Raw genomic sequence first — 18,380 nt, 5'->3', positions numbered from 1 at the left:
CGACCAAGAACCTTTGAGCAGTTGCGGTAGTGGAAGTAGCCTGACCAGCCCCTGAGGGCTTGATTGACCTCGCCGATCATGTCCCTGAGCGCCACCGGGGTTCGGTGACGCGCCGTCAGTTCCTTAATTCTACTTTGTTAACTTTGACTGTCGCATAAATTAATGAATTTTAAGTTATTTTTTATTAGGCGCAATAAATCTTCATTTACTATGCCCCTATTGAAGATAGATGTTGGCGGTTTATGGGTGATTATAGGCGCTCAACGCGCCACTAGAACCCTATTGTTTATGTGTATTTTTGTTTATTATCATAAAATTTAAACACTTAAAGATTTTTTGAAGGTAACAAAGTAGAATTAACCGGAGCCTGAATGGGCAGAATCACGACAAGCGATTTTCGACCGGCCTGGTGGCTCCCCGGCGCGCATCTGCAAACCCTCTGGCCCAGCCTGACGCGGCATCGGCCCAGCGCGAACCTGAGCCGGCGGCGCATCGAACTCGCCGACGGCGATTTTATCGACCTCGCGCTGGGCGGATCCGCCGGCCCGCGCGTGCTGATCGTTCATGGGCTCGAAGGCAGTCTGGAGTCCCATTACGCGGGCAGCCTCGTCGCGACTCTTGCCCGCGAAGGGTTTCGGCCGACCTTCATGTATCTGCGCGGCTGCTCCCAGGAGCCGAACCGGCTGGATCGCGCCTATCATTCGGGCGCGACCGAGGATCTCGCCGAGGTGCTCGCGGCGCTCCGCCAGGACGATGACGAACCGCCCGCCGCCGCGGTCGGCTTCTCGCTCGGCGCCAATCTTCTGCTCAAATATCTCGGCGAAACCGAGCGACCGCTGATCGGCGCCGCCATCGCGGTCTCCGTACCCTTCGTTCTGCGCGACGCCATGCTCCGGCTGGATCTTGGGCTGTCCCGTCTCTATCGCCGCCACCTCTTGAGCCGACTCAAGTCGAACCTGCGGCGTAAATTCGCGGACCGGCCCTTGCCGCTCCCGGTCGATCTGGACGACATCCGCGACTTCAATCAGTTCGACGACCAGATTACAGCGCCACTGCACGGTTTCGCCGGAGTTTTCGAGTACTACAGCCGCGCCAGTTGCCGACCCTTCCTGTCCCATATCGAGACCCCGACCCTGATCGTCCAGGCCGCCGACGATCCCTTCATGTTCCCGACCACACTCCCCTGGGAGCACGAACTCGGCCCTGGGGTGACACTGGAGCTCGCCGCCCATGGCGGGCATGTGGGTTTCATCGCGGGCGCCCTCCCCTGGCGACCCGACTATTGGCTCGAACAGCGTATCCTCTCGCGCCTGCGGGAGATCCGGGCCGCAGGCTCCAAGGAGATCGACCACGCGCCAGAGCCGTCTGGCGGCCAATAACCTTGAGCGCCGGAGCCTTGGATTCGCCCCGCGCGACACGCTCAATGCCTGACGAAAATTGTTGTAATCTTGTGGCTCGAACGGACATTCGTCCTTCGCGTCGGCCTGCCGACATCCACAACAATAACGAGGAAAAAGATGAACCGAACCACGCTTATGGCACTGACCCTCATGGCCGGCAGCGGACTCGCGCTCGCGGGTCATGGCGCGCATTGGGGTTATTCCGGCGCCGAGGGGCCGGAGCACTGGGGCGAACTTGACCCCCATTTCAACACCTGCCAGACCGGCAAAAATCAGGCGCCGATCGATCTGGCCAACTTCGTCGACAGCCAACTGCCACCGATCGGATTTCATTACAGCCCCGGCGGCAGCGATGAGATCAACAACGGACATACCATCCAGATCGACTATCAGGCCGGCAGTTCGATCACCCTGGACGGACACGATTACGAGCTGAAGCAATTCCATTTCCACACGCCGAGCGAAAATCATATCGGCGGCCGAGCGTTTCCGATGGAGGCGCATCTGGTCCACGCCGACCAGGACGGCAACCTGCTCGTGATCGCGGTCATGTTCAATGAAGGCGGCGAGAACGCCGCGCTGATCGTGCCTTGGGCGGACATGCCCGAAACGGTCGATCACAAGACACATCTCGCCGCCCTGGCCTCCGCCGAGAATCTGCTCCCGAGAAACCGCGACTACTACCGTTTCAACGGATCGCTGACGACCCCACCCTGTACCGAAGGGGTGACCTGGCTGGTTCTGAAGGAGCCGGTGACCGCCTCCACCGAGCAGATCGGCAAATTCGCCCGGGTCATGGGACACCCCAATAACCGCCCGATTCAGACCCTCAACGCGCGTGTCGTCATCGAGTAATCGGCGTCCACGTCCACTCGGAGAACCGCGTCGGCTCGCTCCCCGGAGCGACGCGGCCCGTGTTGACGCTTCGTCATGAACCTCGAACCTCCATCGAAGCAGTCGATCACTGGCGTCATCCTCGCCGGCGGGCAGGCACGTCGCATGGGCGGTCAAGACAAAGGACTGCTACCCTTCGCTGGGCGGCCACTGGTGGAATGGGTCATCGCGACACTCGCCCCTCAGGTCACGACCCTGATCATCAGCGCGAATCGAAATATCGACCGTTACGGCACATACGGTTTCCCCGTGGTGACCGATCTCGAACAAGAGTTTCAAGGCCCTCTGGCAGGTTTTCTCAGCGCAATGAACGCGGCTCGCAGCACCTGGATACTGACCCTGCCATGTGACGGTCCGCAACCTCCCGCCGATCTGGGCGCACGCCTCGCCCAGGCAACGATCGACCAGCAGGCAGAGCTGGCGGTGGCGGCCACGGGCAATCGGCGACAGCCCGTGCATGCGCTGTTGCCGGTTTCGCTATCAGGCAGCCTGCGCGACTTTCTCGCCGCCGGCGAGCGCAAGGTCGATCTCTGGTATGACCGACACCGGGTCGCCCTCGCCGATTTCAGCGACCAACCCGACTGCTTCGTCAATCTCAATGCGCCTGAGGATGCGCAAAGGCTGGAGCAGGCATTCATTCAACGACTTTCCGCTCGATCGCGCCCGGTATCTTGACATCCCGCTTCAGCATGACTACTTTACATAACACAAGCGCTCGACTGAGGCTTGAACACCGTGCGGTTCACTGAGAACGCGCCTTTTCATATTGCTCTACCTGAGGATATGTCGCATGACAACCATCGACTTTTCACCCTTGTTCCGCTCCATGATCGGCTTCGACCGGATGACCTCGGCCCTTGAAACGGCCTATCGTACCGAGCCAGGCGGCTACCCCCCTTACAATATCGAGGTCAACGGAGAGAACGCTTACCGTATCACCATGGCGGTCGCCGGCTTTTCCGAGCAGGACTTGAGTTTGGAGGTCAAGGAGAACATCCTGACCGTGTCAGGCGGTCGCCCCGAGGACACCGACTCGGCTGACCGCAAGTTCCTCTACCGCGGCATCGCCAACCGCAACTTCGAACGGAAATTCCAGCTTGCCGATTACGTGCAGGTACTGGAGGCCCGACTGGAAAACGGTTTGCTGCACATCGACCTGCGGCGCGAGATACCGGAGGCGATGAAGCCCCGGAAAATCGAGGTCAACAGCGGTGCCGGTCGCACCATCGAGGCCAACAAGACGCAAGCAGCGGCCTGAGCGGCGCGCGACCAAATACAACCGCGTTCAGTAGACGCATGCGTCGCTGTGTGTCATCGCCCAACAGAAGCACACATTCCTGACCAGAGGCACTGGCACGGTTGAATACACGAAAAGCCGGGGTTTCGCCCGGCTTTTCGCCGTCCTCGCAAATGCGACGAATCTTCCGGCAGGCACCCAACGAAGCAATTCTCTGCGTATAATCCACCACTCGTCTCGTCCGACTCGATCTGTGTGGAACTCCATGCCCCTGCTCTCCGCGCTGCCCATGGGCGCGCTGATACTGGACCACCAGCAGCGCATCATCTCCGTGAATCCGGCCTTTCTGGCCCTGCTTGGTTACGCCGACGCACAAGTCCTCGGGCGCTCTCTTGCCGATCTGGCGCACGACACCGACACTCAGTTACTCACCGAGTTGCTGAACTCCCCGCAACCCCGTGATGCCTACCAGGAGTTGCATTTCGTCAACGCCAAGGTGAAGACAGGCCCTTTGTCTATCGCCTTCACACGCTTTTTCGAAGACACGAAAGGTCTACCACGACTTCTCTCGATCATTCTGGAACACGCTCAGCGAGCCGACACGCATCCGCTTCTGGCGCACTATGCCAATGACATCGTCTCCGCCTCTCCCGACAGGATCGCGTTCGTGGATCGTGGAGGTTGCGTCAAGGCCGCGAATGCATCCTTCCTCAACGCCATCAAACGCTCGCATGACGAGATCCTCGACCATAATTTCAGGGAAATCGGGAACGACGATCCACTGACCGCGGTTCTTGACCGTTATCTCCGCGATGATCTCGACACTGGCCAGATTCACGTTGAGGATATCCGCGAGACGACCCTTGACGGAGCGTCTCGCGATGCCGAGGTGCGTCTCTTTCCTCACCGCGACGCCGCGGGCTGGGTGACCGGCGTCGTCGTCAACATCCGACAAACCACGATCGCCCGCGACACGGAATTGCGTCTGCTGCAATCGGCCGCCGTCTACGCGGCCACTGCCGAGGGCGTGCTGATCACGGATGCCGCGGGTTATATCGTCGCGAGCAACCCGGCCTTTACCCGAATCACTGGCTATAGCGAGTCAGAGGTGCTGGGCCGCAAACCCAATCTATTGAATTCCCACTGGCATCCTCAGAGTTATTTTATCGGTATGTGGCGCTTGCTGGCCCGCCGCGGCGTCTGGCAGGGCGAGATCTGGAACCGCCGCAAGGATGGCGAGATCTATCTGCAAAAACTCACCATCCGGCGCGTTCTGGACGCACATGGCAAGGTGGTCAATTTCGTCGGCGTCTTCGCCGACTGCAATCACGCACCGCAACGTCGCGCCGACTATTTAATCCATTACGACGCCTTGACCAAACTGCCCAACCGCCTGCTCTTCGAATCGCGCCTTGAACACGCTATCGAACTCGGACACCGCAAAGCCTCGCCGTTGGCCTTGATGCTGTTCGACCTGGATCACTTTTCCTACATCAACTCAAGCCTGGGTCATTTGATCGGCGATGCTCTGTTGCGTGCGATCGCGCTCCGGTTGCGGCTCGCGATCCGCTCCTCCGATACCCTGGCCCGGCTCCGTGCCGATCAGTTTGGGCTCATCTTCGAGGACATTGACCGGAGCGAGGAGATCGAGGAGATCGCACGCCGTCTTCAGGCAACCCTGTCGACCGATATCGAGGTCAGCAACCACCGGATAGCATCCACTGCGTGTATCGGCATCGCCTTCGATGCCAGCATGAAGAGCGACCGCAACGCCCTGCTCGCCCATGCCGAGTCCGCCTTAAGACAAGCGAAGCGACAGGGGATCAACGGTTTCCGAATCTCGCCGGCCGAGCCCGATGAAGCAGTCTCTGAGTACCAGTCTCTGATCGAGCGGCTCCGGAGCGGACTCGACAAAGGGGAATATCGACTGATCTATCGCCCCCGCGCCAACCTGGAAACAGGGATTCATGTGGGCGTCGAGGTACTGCTTCGCTGGGATCAGGAGGAAATCGGTACCATGCCGCCAGAACGCTTCCTGCCGTTGGCCAATGAATGCGGCTTCATGGCCGAACTCGGACACTGGGCACTCACAGTGGCCTGCCGGCAGTTCCAGCATTGGCTGGAAAATGGGTTGAGCATCGGCATTTTTTCCGTTCCTGTCTCCGAGGCACTCCTCGTGCGCGGCACTCTGCCCCAGACCCTCGAATACCTGCTGACGGAAAACCCATTGGCGGCCAGCCGGCTGGATCTGGCATTTAACGGATCCTTGCTTCAGAAACACCCCGAACAGATCGCTGAGGTCTTCGAAGGATTGTGCCGACTGGGTGTCTCGATTACGCTGGATGAAATCGGAATCGGCTCGCTCTCACCGCTGGCATTGCGGCGCCTGCCGATCAAAACGCTGAGGATTCATCGCAATTTTATCGAGTCCTTGCCCGATTCGCGCGATGACTTGGCCGTGGTCCAGGCACTGATTGCCATGGCGCAGGCGCTGGATCTGGAGATTCTGGCCGATGGGGTGCGCACCGACGAGCAGCGACAGCTCCTCCTGACCATCGGCTGTCATCAAGGACAGGGCGCACTGTTCGGAGAACCTCTGTTTAGGCCCCATTTCGAGCACGAATCCGCGCCCAAGCCCTTCGCCTTAACGCCCAGGGCGCTCGAAAATTAGTCGGCATGCCTTGCACCTCCAGGACTTGGCGTGTCTAATCCAACTCCGCGCCCCAGAAAGAGCCTTAGATTCATGCCCGCCCCCGATCTGGCGCCCATTCCAGAAAACCCCGGTCTGGTCGATGTCTATTCGCCTCTGGCCGACCGCTATGACGAAATGCGCACCGCCGATGGCGAGGTGCGTCCGCAATGGCAATATCTGCTCGATGCCCTGCGCACGCTGGGTTCCGTTGGCATTGAGGAGCGCTGGCGTGAGGCCTCGCGTCTGATTCGCGACAACGGCGTCACTTATAACCTCCATGGCGATCCGCAGGGCATGTCGCGTCCCTGGCAACTGGATCTGCTGCCGATGCTGATCCGCAGCGATGAGTGGGCGGAGTTGGAACGCGGCCTGATCCAGCGCGCCGAACTCCTCAACCTGATCCTGCTCGACCTCTACGGACCCCGCAATCTGATCCGCACCGGCCTGCTGCCGGCCGAACTGATCGACGGCAATGCCAGCTATCTGATCCCTTGCCACGGCATCGAGATCGCGGGTGGGCGCCCCTTGGTTCAGTATGCGGCGGATCTGACGCGGCTGCCCGATGGCCATTGGCGAGTCATCGGCGACCGGACGCAAAGCCCCATGGGCGCGGGCTATGCGCTGGAAAATCGCGTGGTGCTATCGCGGGTGCTGCCCAGTCTGTTCCGGGACTCGCATGTGCATCGTCTGGCCGGCTTCTTCCGCTCCATGCGCCGCACCCTGACGCGATTGGCGCCGCGCGTGGCCGAACATGCACGAGTCGTGGTGCTCACGCCCGGCCCGCAAAACGAAGCCTATTTCGAACACGCCTATCTGGCCAACTATCTCGGCTATACCCTGGTCCAGGGCGGGGATCTCTCGGTGCGCGATGGCGCGCTCTGGTTGCGTACTTTGGGGCGACTGGAGCGTATCGACGCGGTCGTGCGTCACGTCAACGATCTCTGGTGCGATCCGCTGGAACTGCGCGAGGACTCCATGCTGGGCGTCCCCGGCATGTTGCAGGCCGCCCGCGCCGGCAACCTGATCCTGGCCAACGCGCTGGGCAGCGGCATTCTCGAACACCCGGCGCTCGCGGCCTTCCTGCCCGACATTTGCCAGCAGCTTCTGGGCGAGTCACTGGTTCTGCCGGACATCCCAACCTGGTGGTGTGGCGACCCCGGCTCGCTCGCTCAAGTGCTGAACAATCTCGACCGCCTGGTCGTCAAGCTCCTCCCGTCGGCTCATCTCATGACGGGCGCCAGAGCGACGGGGCAGTTGGAACTCTTTCCCGGCGCGATGGAGCCGGCCGCGCGCACGGCGCTGATCAAGGCGATCCAGGCCAATCCAGGCGGCTACGTCGCCCGCGAACGGATTCAACCCTCGACCGCGCCGGCACTCATCGACCAGCATCTGGAACCGCGCCCCAGCGTCCTGCGTACCTTCCTGATCGCGGAAGAAGATGGCTACGCCGTGATGCCCGGCGGGCTCGGGCGTGTCGCCCTCAACCACGAAACCGCGCTGGTCTCCAATCAACTCGGCGGACTGGGCAAGGATGTCTGGGTGCTGGCCTCGGAGCCGGAACGCCAGGAAAGTCTGCTGGCCGCGTCCGATACGCAAACCCCCGCGGTCGTGCAGGAGAGCACGGTCTCCAGCCGGGTCGCCGATAATCTGTTCTGGATCGGCCGTTATGCCGAACGCGCAGAAGGTCTGGTGCGTCTGCTGCGGATCACGATTTTCAAGTTCTCGGAGCGGGCCGATTATCCGCTGTCCAAGGTCACCTCTTCGTGCCTGAGATCCCTGCTGGAGGCGTTGACCAACCAGACCCAATCCTTTCCCGGCTTCGTCGGCGCCGGCGCGGATGAGCGTCTGCGCAATCCGATCCCCGAGCTGCTGTCGCTGATCACCGACCCCGCGCGACTCGGCGGACTGCCGCGCACGCTGGAGGCGCTGGGACAGGCCGCCTACTCGGTGCGCGAACGTCTGTCGGCGGACACCTGGCGCGTCGTCAGCGATATCGAAGCCCGTCTGGCGAATCTCACCGAACATCCGCCCACCCAGTTATCGCAGGCACTCGACGAGCTCGACCCCCTGGTCACCTCGCTCGTCGCCTTCTCGGGTCTGACCCAAGAGAACATGACTCACAACGAGGGCTGGCATTTTCTGGAGACCGGACGCCGCTTGGAACGCGGGAGCGCCATCGCCAGCCTGCTGCACTCCACCCTAGTACCGGTCGCCGGCGACCAGGAAGAAAACATGGTGATCGAGGCGGTTCTCGGCATCACCGACAGTCTCATCACTTACCGGCGCCGCTATCACGCGGGAACCCGAGTCGGAGCCCTGCTGGATCTGGTGCTCCAGGACGAAGGCAATCCGCGCGCCCTGGCCTATCAACTGGCGATGCTCGAACGCCTGGTCACCGAACTCCCCCGCGGCGATCTGGCGGTCGGACGCACCGCGGCGGAAAAGCTGGTTCTCAAAAGTCTGACCGGGATCCGCCTGACCGAAATCGACCATTTGATTCAAGCGCATAAACAGGGTACCCGACGGGTCGTTCTAGCCAAGATGCTCGGCGACCTGAGTACCGAACTCGCCGCCATCTCAGATGCCATCACCGCCCAGTATTTCCGCCACGAGGAGCAGCCGCACAGTCTGTTGCGACGCACCGGGACGCTGACGTCATGAAATTCCGCGTCCAGCATCTCACCCGCTACGAGTATGCCGAACCGGTTTCGCTGTGCCATAGCATCGCCCACCTGAAACCGCTCCAGACCCGGCGTCAGCGCTGTCTGTCGAGTCAGCTCCGCGTCGATCCCTGGCCGGCCGTCATGCGCGAGCACGAGGATTTTTTCGGGAACCGGGTGAATTATTTCTCGATCCAGCAAGCCCACAACGCGTTGGAAGTCACCGCCACCAGCGAGATCGAGATGACCCCCCTCGCGCTCCCCGAATCAGACAAGACACCACCCTGGGAACGGGTGGTCGCCCGACTGTATGACAAGGGCGACGGCCTGATGACCAACGCCCGGATCTTCACCCTCCCCTCGCCCCAGATACCGCTGGACCCAGCCGCCCGCGACTATGCCGCCGCCTCCTTTCCGGCCGGGCGGCCGATCCTGGAAGCGACGCGGGATCTGATGGGGCGTATCTATCGCGAGTTCGAGTACGACCCTCACTCGACCACCATCGCCACGCCAATCGCCGAGGTCATGGAACAGCGGCGCGGCGTCTGTCAGGACTTTGCGCACATCGCCATCGCCGCGTTGCGCGGGTTCGGTCTGGCGGTTCGCTATGTCAGCGGTTATCTGGAAACCCTGCCGCCGCCCGGCCAGGTCAAACTCCAGGGGGCCGACGCCTCGCACGCCTGGTTCTCGGTGCTGATCCCAGAGCTGGGCTGGGTCGATTTCGACCCGACCAACGACCAGATCCCCGGCGAGCAGTACATTACCACCGCCGTTGGACGCGATTTTCAGGATGTTACGCCCCTGCGCGGCATCTTCTACGGCGGCGGCACCCACGATCTGCTGGTCGCCGTCGATGTCAACCGGATCGCCGACCCCGTGCCGGCGGTGCCACCCGTTTAAGCCGTGTTAAAACGCTCCATGCACCGTTTGCCCCTCGGTTGGCTGGCCATCATCATCATCATCGTTGCCGTGACCCTCGGCGCCCTGCTGTTCCTGGACACCCAGCCCCTCGTCGAGAAAGATCCCGCCATCACCGCTCAGGAACACGCCTGGGCGAGACACTGGATCGCAACCAATCGACTGCGACTGCGGGGCAGCCAATCGGGTGAATTGATCACGGTCGTCCTCACCGAGCGCGAGACCAATCTGCTCGCCAACGAACTGCTCAACCGACTCGGTCAGGGGCGCGCGTCGCTCCGCCTGGACGATGGCCGCGCTCACCTCGCCACCTCGCTGGCGCTCCCCTGGAACCCGCTCGGAGGCTTTATCAACCTGGAGCTGACGCTGGTCGAGGACGGACACCTTCCAAAGATCGAAACGGCTCGACTGGCGGGCCTTCCAATCCCTGGAGCACTGGTCCAGACGCTGGCGGATCGCGCGCTGACGGCGGTGGAGAGCACAGAGTTACTCCAGCGGGTCGAGCTGAATGACGACCAGATACGCATCGCCTATGAATGGCGTCCCGATCTACTGGAGCGGATCAGCAGCGGCTTCGTCGCCGAAACCGATTTGCCAAATCTCTTGCGCTATCAGGACTATCTGACGCGTCAAGTCGCGCGAGGACCAAGGCGTCAGCCGCTCCAGCTCGCCGACCTGCTGGCGCATCTCCTGGCCAAGGCTGGCGCGCAACCCCCGAGCGCCGATCCGATCGCAGAGAATCGCGCCCTGATCCTGACGCTCGCCGCGTACGTGAACGGACGGACCATCCGTGAACCTGCCGACTCTGCCACCAGCGCCAAGCCTCGTCATCCACGTCCGGTTCTGTTGCGCGGCCGCCGCGATCTGAGCCAGCATTTCATGACCTCGGCGGCCCTGGCGATCCAGGGCGACGACACGCTGTCCGGGATAATGGGCTGGTATAAAGAGATGTCCGACGCCAAGGGTGGCAGCGGTTTCAGCTTCGCGGATATGGCGGCCAACCGCGCGGGGATTCGGCTGGCTCGACTCGCGACCGCCGACCGAGAAAGCGCCCGGCGCGTGCAAGGGATCGCGGAACAGGGTTTGACCGAGGAAGACTTCATGCCAACGCTCGATGGACTGCCCGAAGGCATCGACCAGCGAACGTTCGCGGCCAACTTTGGCGGCACCAACCATGGAGACTATCAACGCCTGATCGTCCACATCGATCGCCGGATCGAGACCCGTCGGCTGTTTCGGGAACCCTGACGGCTCTGCAATGCCGAATCAAGACGTCCGCGCCACGGCCCAGACATCGACCTGCTCCACCCCTGCCTTGAGAAACACGCGGCTCAATTCGGCCACGGTGCTGCCGGTGGTTACCACGTCGTCCACGATCGCCACCCGCTTCCAGGGCGGCTGGCGGGTCAAGGCGAATGCCCCACGAAGATTACGACGACGCGCGCGCGGATCGAGTCCGACCTGGGGCGGCGTTGCCGCGATCCGGAGACAACCCTGTGCATCGACCGGCAAATCCAGCTCTCGACCAAGAACCCGGGCAATTTCGAGCGCCTGATTGTAGCCACGCTTGCGCAACCGCCCAAAATGCAGCGGAACCGGCGCCAGGACATCCGGCAACGCCAGAGCATGCTCCCGCACCGTCTCGGCCAGACACTGCCCCAGCAGGCGGGCATGATTGAGCCGACCGCGAAACTTCGCCCCAACCACCAGCGACGGCACGGCCGACTCATAGCGAAAGGCCGTGATACAGCGTTCAAAGGGCGGGGGTTTTTTCTGGCACCGCCCACAGAGCGTTCCTGGAGGAACCGGTCCCTCGAACGGCAGCGCGCAGCGGATGCACGACTCTCGATTCCACGGCAGCTCCGCCTTGCAACCGGCGCAGAGATCCCGACCGCCCACGCCCGGTGCCCCGCACAGTACGCAGGTCGCGGGAAACAGGACCGAGATCAGAGATGCAAAAGCGATTGGCTGAATCATTTGTAAACCAAAAAATCGAAGATTGGTTGACAAGAGAGCCACGCGATCTAGGATAGCCCTCTTTGTGCGCCAGCCGATCATGCTCGCCCGAACGCGCACTTAACACCGGTATCGCAATCCAGACCATGCCATCACTCAAGTCCGCCATCCGCCACGACTGGACCATCGACGAAATCCAGACGTTGCTCGACCAACCCCTGAACGATCTTCTGTTCAAGGCCCAGAGCACCCACCGCGCGCATTTCGATCCCAACCGGATCCAGGTCAGCACCCTGCTCAGCATCAAGACCGGCGCCTGCCCGGAAGACTGCGGCTATTGCGCCCAGAGCGCGCACCACGACACCAATCTGGAACGCGAACGCCTGCTGCCGCTCGATGACGTGCTGACCGCCGCCCGCGCCGCCCGCGCCGAGGGCGCGACCCGCTTCTGCATGGGCGCGGCCTGGCGCAACCCGACCGACAACAACCTGGACCAGGTGGTCGCCATGATCGAGGGCGTCCACGCGCTCGGGATGGAAACCTGCGTCACGCTCGGCATGCTCACCGGTCCCCAGGCGCGTCGGCTCAAGGAGGTCGGGCTGGATTACTACAATCATAATCTGGACACCTCGCCCGAGTTCTACGGCCAGGTTATCACCACCCGCACCTATCAGGACCGGCTCGACACCCTGGAGCATGTCCGCGAGGTTGGGCTCAAGACCTGTAGCGGCGGCATCCTCGGCATGGGCGAATCGCGCCGCGACCGCGCCTCCATGCTCCGCCAGCTCACCAACCTGCCCGCCCACCCGGAGTCAGTGCCGATCAACCTGCTGGTCCAGGTCGAGGGCACGCCGCTCTTCGGTCAGGCCGCGCTCGATCCCTTCGAGTTCGTGCGTGTGGTCGCCGCCACTCGCATCCTGATGCCGGCCTCCCATGTGCGTCTCTCCGCCGGTCGTCACGAAATGAGCGACGAGTTACAGGCGCTGTGTTTTCTCGCCGGCGCCAACTCCATCTTTTACGGCGAGCGCCTGCTGACCGCGTCCAATGCCGAAGCCGACCGCGATCGCGCGCTCTTTGCGCGTTTGGGGCTCGACTTCGAGGAGATCGAGGCGGAACGCACCGAACCGGGCGGCTGTCACAAAACGATTGAACACACCCACGAAAATTTTTATCGGGAACTCAAGCGTTGAATGATGGACCAGTCAACACTCATGCAGTCGGCCTCCGCGCCCAACTCGATGACCTGAAGGCCGCGCACCTCTACCGCCGCCGACGCGTCCAGGACGCCCCGCAGCAACCGCGCGCCATCGTCGATGGCCGGCCCCTGTTGAGCTTCTGCAGCAATGACTATCTGGGGCTCGCCAATCATCCCGAGGTGATCGCCGCCCTGCGGCACGGCGCCGAACGCTGGGGCGTGGGCAGCGGCGCGGCCCATCTGGTGAACGGTCACAGCGCGGCCCATCACGCACTGGAAGAGGCGTTGGCCGAGTTCACCGGCTACCCACGCGCGCTCCTCTTCTCGACCGGTTACATGGCCAATCTCGGGGTCATCGCCTCACTGGCCGGACGCGGCGACAGGGTCTTCGAGGACCGGCTCAACCACGCCTCGCTGCTCGACGGCGCGCAGCTCTCTCGCGCTACCCTGCGCCGCTATCCGCATGCGGACAGCGCCGAACTCGACCGCCTGCTCAAGGGCGACCAGACCCGGATGATCGCCACCGACGGCGTGTTCAGCATGGACGGCGATCTGGCCCCGCTGCCCGCGCTCGCGCGGATCGCCCGTGAGGCCGGCGCCTGGCTGCTGGTCGACGATGCCCATGGGCTCGGCGTGCTCGGACACGGCGGGCGCGGCTCGCTGGACCACTTCGGTCTGGCCCCGAACGAGACGACCATCTTGATGGGCACCTTGGGAAAATCATTCGGCACCTTCGGTGCCTTCGTCGCGGGGTCAGAGGATCTGATCAAAACGCTGATCCAGCGCGCGCGCAGCTACATTTACACCACAGCCACCCCGCCGGCGCTCGCCGAGGCCACCCGCGCGAGCCTGCGGCTCGCCGAACGCGAGAACTGGCGCCGCGAACGGCTCCAGATGCTGATTGCACGCTTCAGACAGGGCGCGGATCAGCTCGGTCTACAACTCACCGAGTCGCTCACGCCGATTCAGCCTCTGCTCGCCGGCAGTGCCGAGCGCGCCATCGCCTGGAGCCAGACGCTGGAAGCGGCCGGAATCCTGGTCGGCGCCATCCGCCCGCCCACCGTCCCCGAAGGCGCCGCCAGATTACGTATCACTTTCTCCGCCACCCATGCCGAAACCGATGTCGATCGGCTTCTGGACGCCTTGGCCGAACTGACAACTGACAACTGACAACTGACAACTGACAACTGGAATCCATGCCAACCCCTACCGATCACCAAGACCTCGTCATGCTGCATGGCTGGGGCATGAACGCCGCCGTCTGGGATGCCTGCCCGGCGGACACCTGGAACGGACTGAACCAGCACCGGATCGACCTCCCCGGACACGGTCACAGCCCCTTCCCGCCCGCGCTCGACAGCCTCTGGACCTGGGCCGACGCCTGTCTGGACGCGGCGCCGGACCAGGCGGTCTGGCTCGGCTGGTCGCTCGGTGGATTGGTCGCGCTCGCCGCCGCGCTACGCGCGCCCAAGCGGGTCACGGGGCTCGTCCTGCTGACCGCCACACCCCGTTTCGTGCGCGCGGCGGACTGGACGCCGGCCATGCCGGAGACGACGCTCGATCAATTCCATCAGGAGTTGACCGCCGATCCCGCCGCCACCCTCGCCCGCTTCCTCGCGCTCCAGGTGCGCGGCAGCGACGCCGCCCGCGAGGTTCTGCGCACCCTGCGCGAGGCGCTCGCCAACCGGCCAGATCCCAACCCCGCCGCCCTCTCGCTGGGTCTGGACCTGCTGCGCGACGAAGATCTGCGCGGACGACTCCCGGATCTTCGCTGTCCCGCGCTCTGGCTGTTCGGCGATCATGACGCACTGGTCCCGGCCAAGGTCGCCGAACGCATTGAGATCCTCATGCCGGGCGCGCGGACTCAGGTCATCGCCGGCGCCGCCCATGCGCCGCATCTGTCCCACCCGGTCGAGACCGCGCGGGCAATCCGATCCTTTCTCGCCGAGCCGGCGACATGATCGACAAAGGACGCGCGCGCCGCGGCTTCGAGCACGCCGCGACGCACTACGACACGGTCGCCGTGCTCCAGCGCGAACTCGCGGATCGCCTGCTGGAACGGCTCGACTATGTTCGGCTCGAACCCCAACGCATCCTGGATCTGGGCGCGGGCACCGGTTATGCGGTCGGCGCGCTGCATCGCCGCTACCGCCGGGCGCGGGTGATGGCGCTGGATTTCGCGCACGGGATGCTGCTCCAGGCACGCAAACGCGGCGGCTGGCTGCGCCGGCCCTGGTGCGTCTGCGCCGATGCCGAAGCCTTGCCGCTGGCCGATGGCGCGGTGGATCTGATCGTCTCGAACGCCACGCTTCAGTGGTGCGACCTGGAGCGGGCCTTTGGCGAGTGTCTGCGCGTCTTGCGTCCGGGCGGACTCTTCCTGTTCACCACCTTCGGTCCGGATACGCTCAAGGAATTGCGCCTAGCGTGGAGCGAGGTGGACGGCGACTCGCATGTCAGCCCCTTTCTGGACATGCACGACATCGGCGACGCGCTGGTCCGGACCCGCTTCGCCGATCCGGTCATGGATGTCGAGCGCCTGACCCTGACCTACGCGCACGCGCGCGACCTGATGCGGGATCTCAAGCTCCTCGGCGCCCACAACGCCACCCATGAACGCCCACGCGCGCTCACCGGACGCGCGCGACTCGCGGCGGTCGAACGGGCCTACGAGCGTCACCGCGACGCCGGACGACTGCCCGCCAGCTATGAGGTGGTCTATGGTCACGCCTGGGCGCCGGAGCAGAAACCCGGCGCGGGCGGTATCGCGATCCCGCTCAGTGCCATCGGCGGACGAAAACGCTCGGGCGGGCAGGCATGAGCGGCGTCTTTGTCACCGGCACCGATACCGGCTGCGGCAAGACCGCGATCAGCGTCGGGCTGATGGCGGCTCTCCAGGCCACTGGATTGCGTGTTCTCGGCATGAAGCCGGTCGCGTCCGGCTGTGCGCTGACGCCTTGCGGCCTGCGCAACGCGGACGCGCTGCAATTGCAGGAACAGGGCAGCAGCCGGGAGCCTTATGAGCGGATCAATCCCTACGCCTTCGCCCCGCCGATCGCGCCGCATCTTGCGGCCGCCGCGGCCGGCGTCGCGATCGATTTGACGACGATTGTCCGCGCCTACAGTGCGCTGAAAGCCAAAGCGGATCTGGTGGTGGTGGAAGGGGTCGGCGGCTGGCGGGTTCCCCTGGGAGTGGACTTCTCGCTCAGCGATCTTCCGACCGCGCTCGAACTCCCCGTCATCCTGGTGGCTGGGCTCAAGCTCGGCTGCCTCAATCACGCATTACTGACCGCCGAAAGCATCCAGTCCAGCGACACCCGCCTGATCGGCTGGATCGGCAATCAGGTCGATCCCGAGATGCTGGTTCTTGATGCCAATCTCGCCACCCTCACGGCGCTGATCGATGCGCCCTGCCTGGGTATCGTCCCCTGGCTCGACCAAGCGGAACCGGAGCAGGTCGCCGGATATCTGCGGGGGCTCGTGCCGTTGCGGGAAAGTCTCGCGAACGAGGGCGAGCGCTCTGCGTACACGAAAACTCCGTCAGGCACGCCCCGGACAGACCCTGCCCCAGGATCGTGCAAAAAATCATCGCCCGCCATCGCCACAGATCATCCGGCGCCTGACTCGCACTCCCAGGGCAAAATGTAACCCTGCCGCTGATGCTCGCCCGTGACCGCGCGGATGCCATAGACCTCCCGTAGATTCTCGCGCGTGAGAACCTCGCCCGGCGGGCCCAACGCGATCGGCTCGCCCCGATCCAGGAGCAGGAGCCGGTCGCAGAAGCGGCTCGCCAGGGTCAGGTCGTGGAGCACCAGGATCAGACTCCTCCCCTGCCGGCACTGCTCGCGCAGGAGCGACATGACCCGGAGCTGATGCCGGGGATCCAGCGCGGCGACCGGCTCGTCGGCCAGGATGAGCGGCGCCTCGACCGCGAGCGCCCGGGCCAGACGGACCCGCGCACGCTCGCCCCCGGACAGTTCGGTCACCTTGCGCTCGCGCAGATCCCAGACGTCGGTGGCCCGCAGCGCGCCCTCGATCGCGTCCCGATCGTCCAGTCTCGGCGCCCCGCCGCCCCGCCACCAGCTCCCGCGATAGGGATGGCGCCCGAGCGCAACCAGATCCTGGACCGAGATCGGCCACTGCACGCCGTCGTCCTGACTCAGATAGGCGAGCCGGCGCGCGCGCTCGCGCGCCGGCAGGGCCGCCAGATCCCGTCCGCCGAGCCGGATCCCGCCACGGTGCGGAAGGAGCTGCATGATCGCCTTGAGGACGCTGCTCTTGCCGGCTCCGTTGGGGCCAATGAGTCCGAGCAGTTCGCCCTCGCCCAGATCGAACGTGAGGTCATGCACCAGCGTCTTCCCGCCGAGACGGACATCGAGCCCGGCCACCTCGAATCGCGTCACAGCATGTCCCTCCGCGAGCGCAGCACCAGCGCCAGGAAGAAGGGCGCGCCGATCAGGGCCGTGACCACCCCGAGCATCAACTCTCTGGGGGTGTCGATGAGACGCAGGGCGATATCGGCGCCGAGCACCAGCACCGCGCCGCCCAGGGCGCTGGGGAGGAGCAGGCGGCCCGGCCGGTAGGCGACGAAGCGTCGCAGCAGGTGCGGGACCACCAGGCCGACGAAGCCGATAGTCCCCGTCACCGCGACGGTGGCACCGACGCTCAGGGCAGAGCCCAGGATAACGAGTCCGCGCAGCCGCGACAGGTCGACCCCGAGGCTGCTGGCCTCGGCCTCGCCGAGGGCGAGCACGTCGAGCGCCGGCGCGCACAGCAGCAAAAGCAGCAGACCGGCGAGCACGAAGGGCAGACAGAGCCGGACCTCCGCGAAGCTGCGATCGCTGATGGAGCCGAGCAGCCAGAGGACGATGTCCTGCGCGTCGGTCGGATTGGGCGCCAGGTTCAGCGCGAGCGAAGTCAAGGCCCCCGCGAGCGACGAGAGCGCCACTCCGGCGAGGATAAGCGTGAGATTGGTCGAGCCGGCGCGGGTCAGTCCATGGAGCGTCAGGGTCGCCAGCAGGGCGAAGAGCATGGCGGCGGCCGGGAGCATCCAGGGACTGAGCGCGGTGACCCCGAAGTAGAGCATGAGGACCGCGCCGAGACTGGCGCTGGACGAGATCCCGAGCAGACCGGGCTCGGCGAGCGGGTTGCGCAGCAGTCCCTGCAGCGCCGCGCCCGAGGCGCCCAGCGAGCCACCGACCAGCCAGGCCAGGACGACCCTGGGCAGTCGGATCTGACGCACGATCAGTTGCGCTTCCTCCGCACCGGTGCCGAGCAGGCCGCCGATGACCTCCGCGAGCGAGAGCGGTGCGTCGCCGAAGCACAGCGACACCAGACTGAGCAGGAGCAGCAGCGCCAGCAGTACCAGGTTCAGCGGTAGGGATGGCCGTCTGGATCCCAGCAGCGGCCAGCGTCGGCGTCTCCGAGTCAA

Annotated in this window: 17 protein-coding genes; 13 read left to right on the top strand and 4 right to left on the bottom strand. The window is 64.1% G+C overall.

Annotated elements, in window-relative coordinates; all coding sequences use genetic code 11:
* Window positions 1–128, bottom strand: a 128-nt coding sequence (locus tag CCR95_RS25320; RefSeq protein ID WP_338115394.1) for a group II intron maturase-specific domain-containing protein, incomplete at its 3' end; no start/stop codon positions are given.
* Between the two features lie 243 nt (window positions 129–371).
* On the opposite strand from CCR95_RS25320, the gene CCR95_RS12790 reads away from it, so the two are divergent.
* From CCR95_RS12790 to CCR95_RS12755, 8 genes are all read left to right on the top strand, one after another.
* Window positions 372–1,379, top strand: a complete 1,008-nt coding sequence (locus tag CCR95_RS12790) for a hydrolase (RefSeq protein WP_201094911.1) — start codon at window positions 372–374, stop codon at window positions 1,377–1,379.
* Window positions 1,380–1,517: 138 nt separating this feature from the next.
* Window positions 1,518–2,255, top strand: a complete 738-nt coding sequence (locus tag CCR95_RS12785) for a carbonic anhydrase (RefSeq protein ID WP_201094910.1) — start codon at window positions 1,518–1,520, stop codon at window positions 2,253–2,255.
* A 75-nt stretch (window positions 2,256–2,330) separates the two neighbouring features.
* Window positions 2,331–2,969, top strand: coding sequence for a molybdenum cofactor guanylyltransferase MobA (gene mobA / locus CCR95_RS12780; RefSeq protein ID WP_201094909.1), 639 nt, complete (start codon window positions 2,331–2,333; stop codon window positions 2,967–2,969).
* Window positions 2,970–3,084: 115 nt separating this feature from the next.
* Entirely contained in the window at window positions 3,085–3,552 is a 468-nt protein-coding gene (locus tag CCR95_RS12775; protein ID WP_201094906.1) for an Hsp20 family protein, read from the top strand.
* Window positions 3,553–3,796: 244 nt separating this feature from the next.
* On the top strand, window positions 3,797–6,202 hold the full coding sequence (locus tag CCR95_RS12770; RefSeq protein WP_201094903.1) for an EAL domain-containing protein: 2,406 nt from the start codon (window positions 3,797–3,799) through the stop codon (window positions 6,200–6,202).
* Between the two features lie 72 nt (window positions 6,203–6,274).
* On the top strand, window positions 6,275–8,884 hold the full coding sequence (locus CCR95_RS12765; protein WP_201094902.1) for a circularly permuted type 2 ATP-grasp protein: 2,610 nt from the start codon (window positions 6,275–6,277) through the stop codon (window positions 8,882–8,884).
* Window positions 8,881–9,783: a transglutaminase family protein gene (locus tag CCR95_RS12760; RefSeq protein WP_201094900.1), complete on the top strand. Its 903-nt coding sequence runs from the start codon at window positions 8,881–8,883 to the stop codon at window positions 9,781–9,783. Before CCR95_RS12765 ends, CCR95_RS12760 begins: the two co-directional genes overlap by 4 nt.
* An 18-nt stretch (window positions 9,784–9,801) precedes the next feature.
* On the top strand, window positions 9,802–11,049 hold the full coding sequence (locus CCR95_RS12755; protein ID WP_201094898.1) for a YfiM family lipoprotein: 1,248 nt from the start codon (window positions 9,802–9,804) through the stop codon (window positions 11,047–11,049).
* 18 nt (window positions 11,050–11,067) lie between these two features.
* On the opposite strand, the gene CCR95_RS12750 is transcribed toward CCR95_RS12755, so the two are convergent.
* On the bottom strand, window positions 11,068–11,778 hold the full coding sequence (locus tag CCR95_RS12750) for a ComF family protein (RefSeq protein WP_201094897.1): 711 nt from the start codon (window positions 11,776–11,778) through the stop codon (window positions 11,068–11,070).
* A 125-nt stretch (window positions 11,779–11,903) separates the two neighbouring features.
* Here CCR95_RS12750 and bioB point away from each other — a divergent pair, with 125 nt between their 5' ends.
* Genes bioB through bioD form a run of 5 tightly spaced genes read left to right on the top strand, consistent with a single transcriptional unit; the run spans window position 11,904 to window position 16,597 of the window.
* A complete protein-coding gene (bioB, locus tag CCR95_RS12745) occupies window positions 11,904–12,947 on the top strand; it encodes a biotin synthase BioB (protein WP_201094896.1) in 1,044 nt (347 codons plus the stop codon).
* Window positions 12,944–14,122, top strand: a complete 1,179-nt coding sequence (gene bioF, locus CCR95_RS12740; protein ID WP_201094895.1) for an 8-amino-7-oxononanoate synthase — start codon at window positions 12,944–12,946, stop codon at window positions 14,120–14,122. Before bioB ends, bioF begins: the two co-directional genes overlap by 4 nt.
* A 26-nt stretch (window positions 14,123–14,148) precedes the next feature.
* Window positions 14,149–14,913, top strand: a complete 765-nt coding sequence (bioH, locus tag CCR95_RS12735; RefSeq protein WP_201094894.1) for a pimeloyl-ACP methyl ester esterase BioH — start codon at window positions 14,149–14,151, stop codon at window positions 14,911–14,913.
* Window positions 14,910–15,770 (top strand): malonyl-ACP O-methyltransferase BioC, encoded by an 861-nt coding sequence (bioC, locus tag CCR95_RS12730; RefSeq protein WP_201094891.1) that lies wholly within the window; start codon window positions 14,910–14,912, stop codon window positions 15,768–15,770. Before bioH ends, bioC begins: the two co-directional genes overlap by 4 nt.
* Window positions 15,767–16,597, top strand: coding sequence for a dethiobiotin synthase (bioD, locus tag CCR95_RS12725; protein ID WP_201094890.1), 831 nt, complete (start codon window positions 15,767–15,769; stop codon window positions 16,595–16,597). The genes bioC and bioD overlap by 4 nt, the downstream gene beginning before the upstream one ends.
* On the opposite strand, the gene CCR95_RS12720 is transcribed toward bioD, so the two are convergent.
* Complete coding sequence (locus CCR95_RS12720) at window positions 16,558–17,352, bottom strand: ATP-binding cassette domain-containing protein (protein ID WP_201094889.1); 795 nt, start codon at window positions 17,350–17,352, stop codon at window positions 16,558–16,560. The two genes, bioD and CCR95_RS12720, sit on opposite strands and share 40 nt — an antisense overlap.
* Complete coding sequence (locus CCR95_RS12715; RefSeq protein ID WP_201094887.1) at window positions 17,349–18,380, bottom strand: FecCD family ABC transporter permease; 1,032 nt, start codon at window positions 18,378–18,380, stop codon at window positions 17,349–17,351. Before CCR95_RS12715 ends, CCR95_RS12720 begins: the two co-directional genes overlap by 4 nt.

Source organism: Thiocystis minor (genome assembly GCF_016653465.1).
Taxonomy (GTDB): Bacteria; Pseudomonadota; Gammaproteobacteria; order Chromatiales; family Chromatiaceae; genus Chromatium; species Chromatium minus.
Note: the sequence above shows the minus strand (reverse complement) of the source record. Positions and strands in the feature narration are given on the sequence as shown.

Bases quoted from the DNA above. Each gene is read 5' to 3' on its own strand.
- CCR95_RS12790 (WP_201094911.1), top strand. From the start codon at position 372: ATGGGCAGAATCACGACAAGCGATTTTCGACCGGCCTGGTGGCTCCCC.
- CCR95_RS12785 (WP_201094910.1), top strand. From the start codon at position 1,518: ATGAACCGAACCACGCTTATGGCACTGACCCTCATGGCCGGCAGCGGA.
- mobA (WP_201094909.1), top strand. From the start codon at position 2,331: ATGAACCTCGAACCTCCATCGAAGCAGTCGATCACTGGCGTCATCCTC.
- CCR95_RS12775 (WP_201094906.1), top strand. From the start codon at position 3,085: ATGACAACCATCGACTTTTCACCCTTGTTCCGCTCCATGATCGGCTTC.
- CCR95_RS12770 (WP_201094903.1), top strand. From the start codon at position 3,797: ATGCCCCTGCTCTCCGCGCTGCCCATGGGCGCGCTGATACTGGACCAC.
- CCR95_RS12765 (WP_201094902.1), top strand. From the start codon at position 6,275: ATGCCCGCCCCCGATCTGGCGCCCATTCCAGAAAACCCCGGTCTGGTC.
- CCR95_RS12760 (WP_201094900.1), top strand. From the start codon at position 8,881: ATGAAATTCCGCGTCCAGCATCTCACCCGCTACGAGTATGCCGAACCG.
- CCR95_RS12755 (WP_201094898.1), top strand. From the start codon at position 9,802: ATGCACCGTTTGCCCCTCGGTTGGCTGGCCATCATCATCATCATCGTT.
- CCR95_RS12750 (WP_201094897.1), bottom strand. From the start codon at position 11,778: ATGATTCAGCCAATCGCTTTTGCATCTCTGATCTCGGTCCTGTTTCCC.
- bioB (WP_201094896.1), top strand. From the start codon at position 11,904: ATGCCATCACTCAAGTCCGCCATCCGCCACGACTGGACCATCGACGAA.
- bioH (WP_201094894.1), top strand. From the start codon at position 14,149: ATGCCAACCCCTACCGATCACCAAGACCTCGTCATGCTGCATGGCTGG.
- bioC (WP_201094891.1), top strand. From the start codon at position 14,910: ATGATCGACAAAGGACGCGCGCGCCGCGGCTTCGAGCACGCCGCGACG.
- bioD (WP_201094890.1), top strand. From the start codon at position 15,767: ATGAGCGGCGTCTTTGTCACCGGCACCGATACCGGCTGCGGCAAGACC.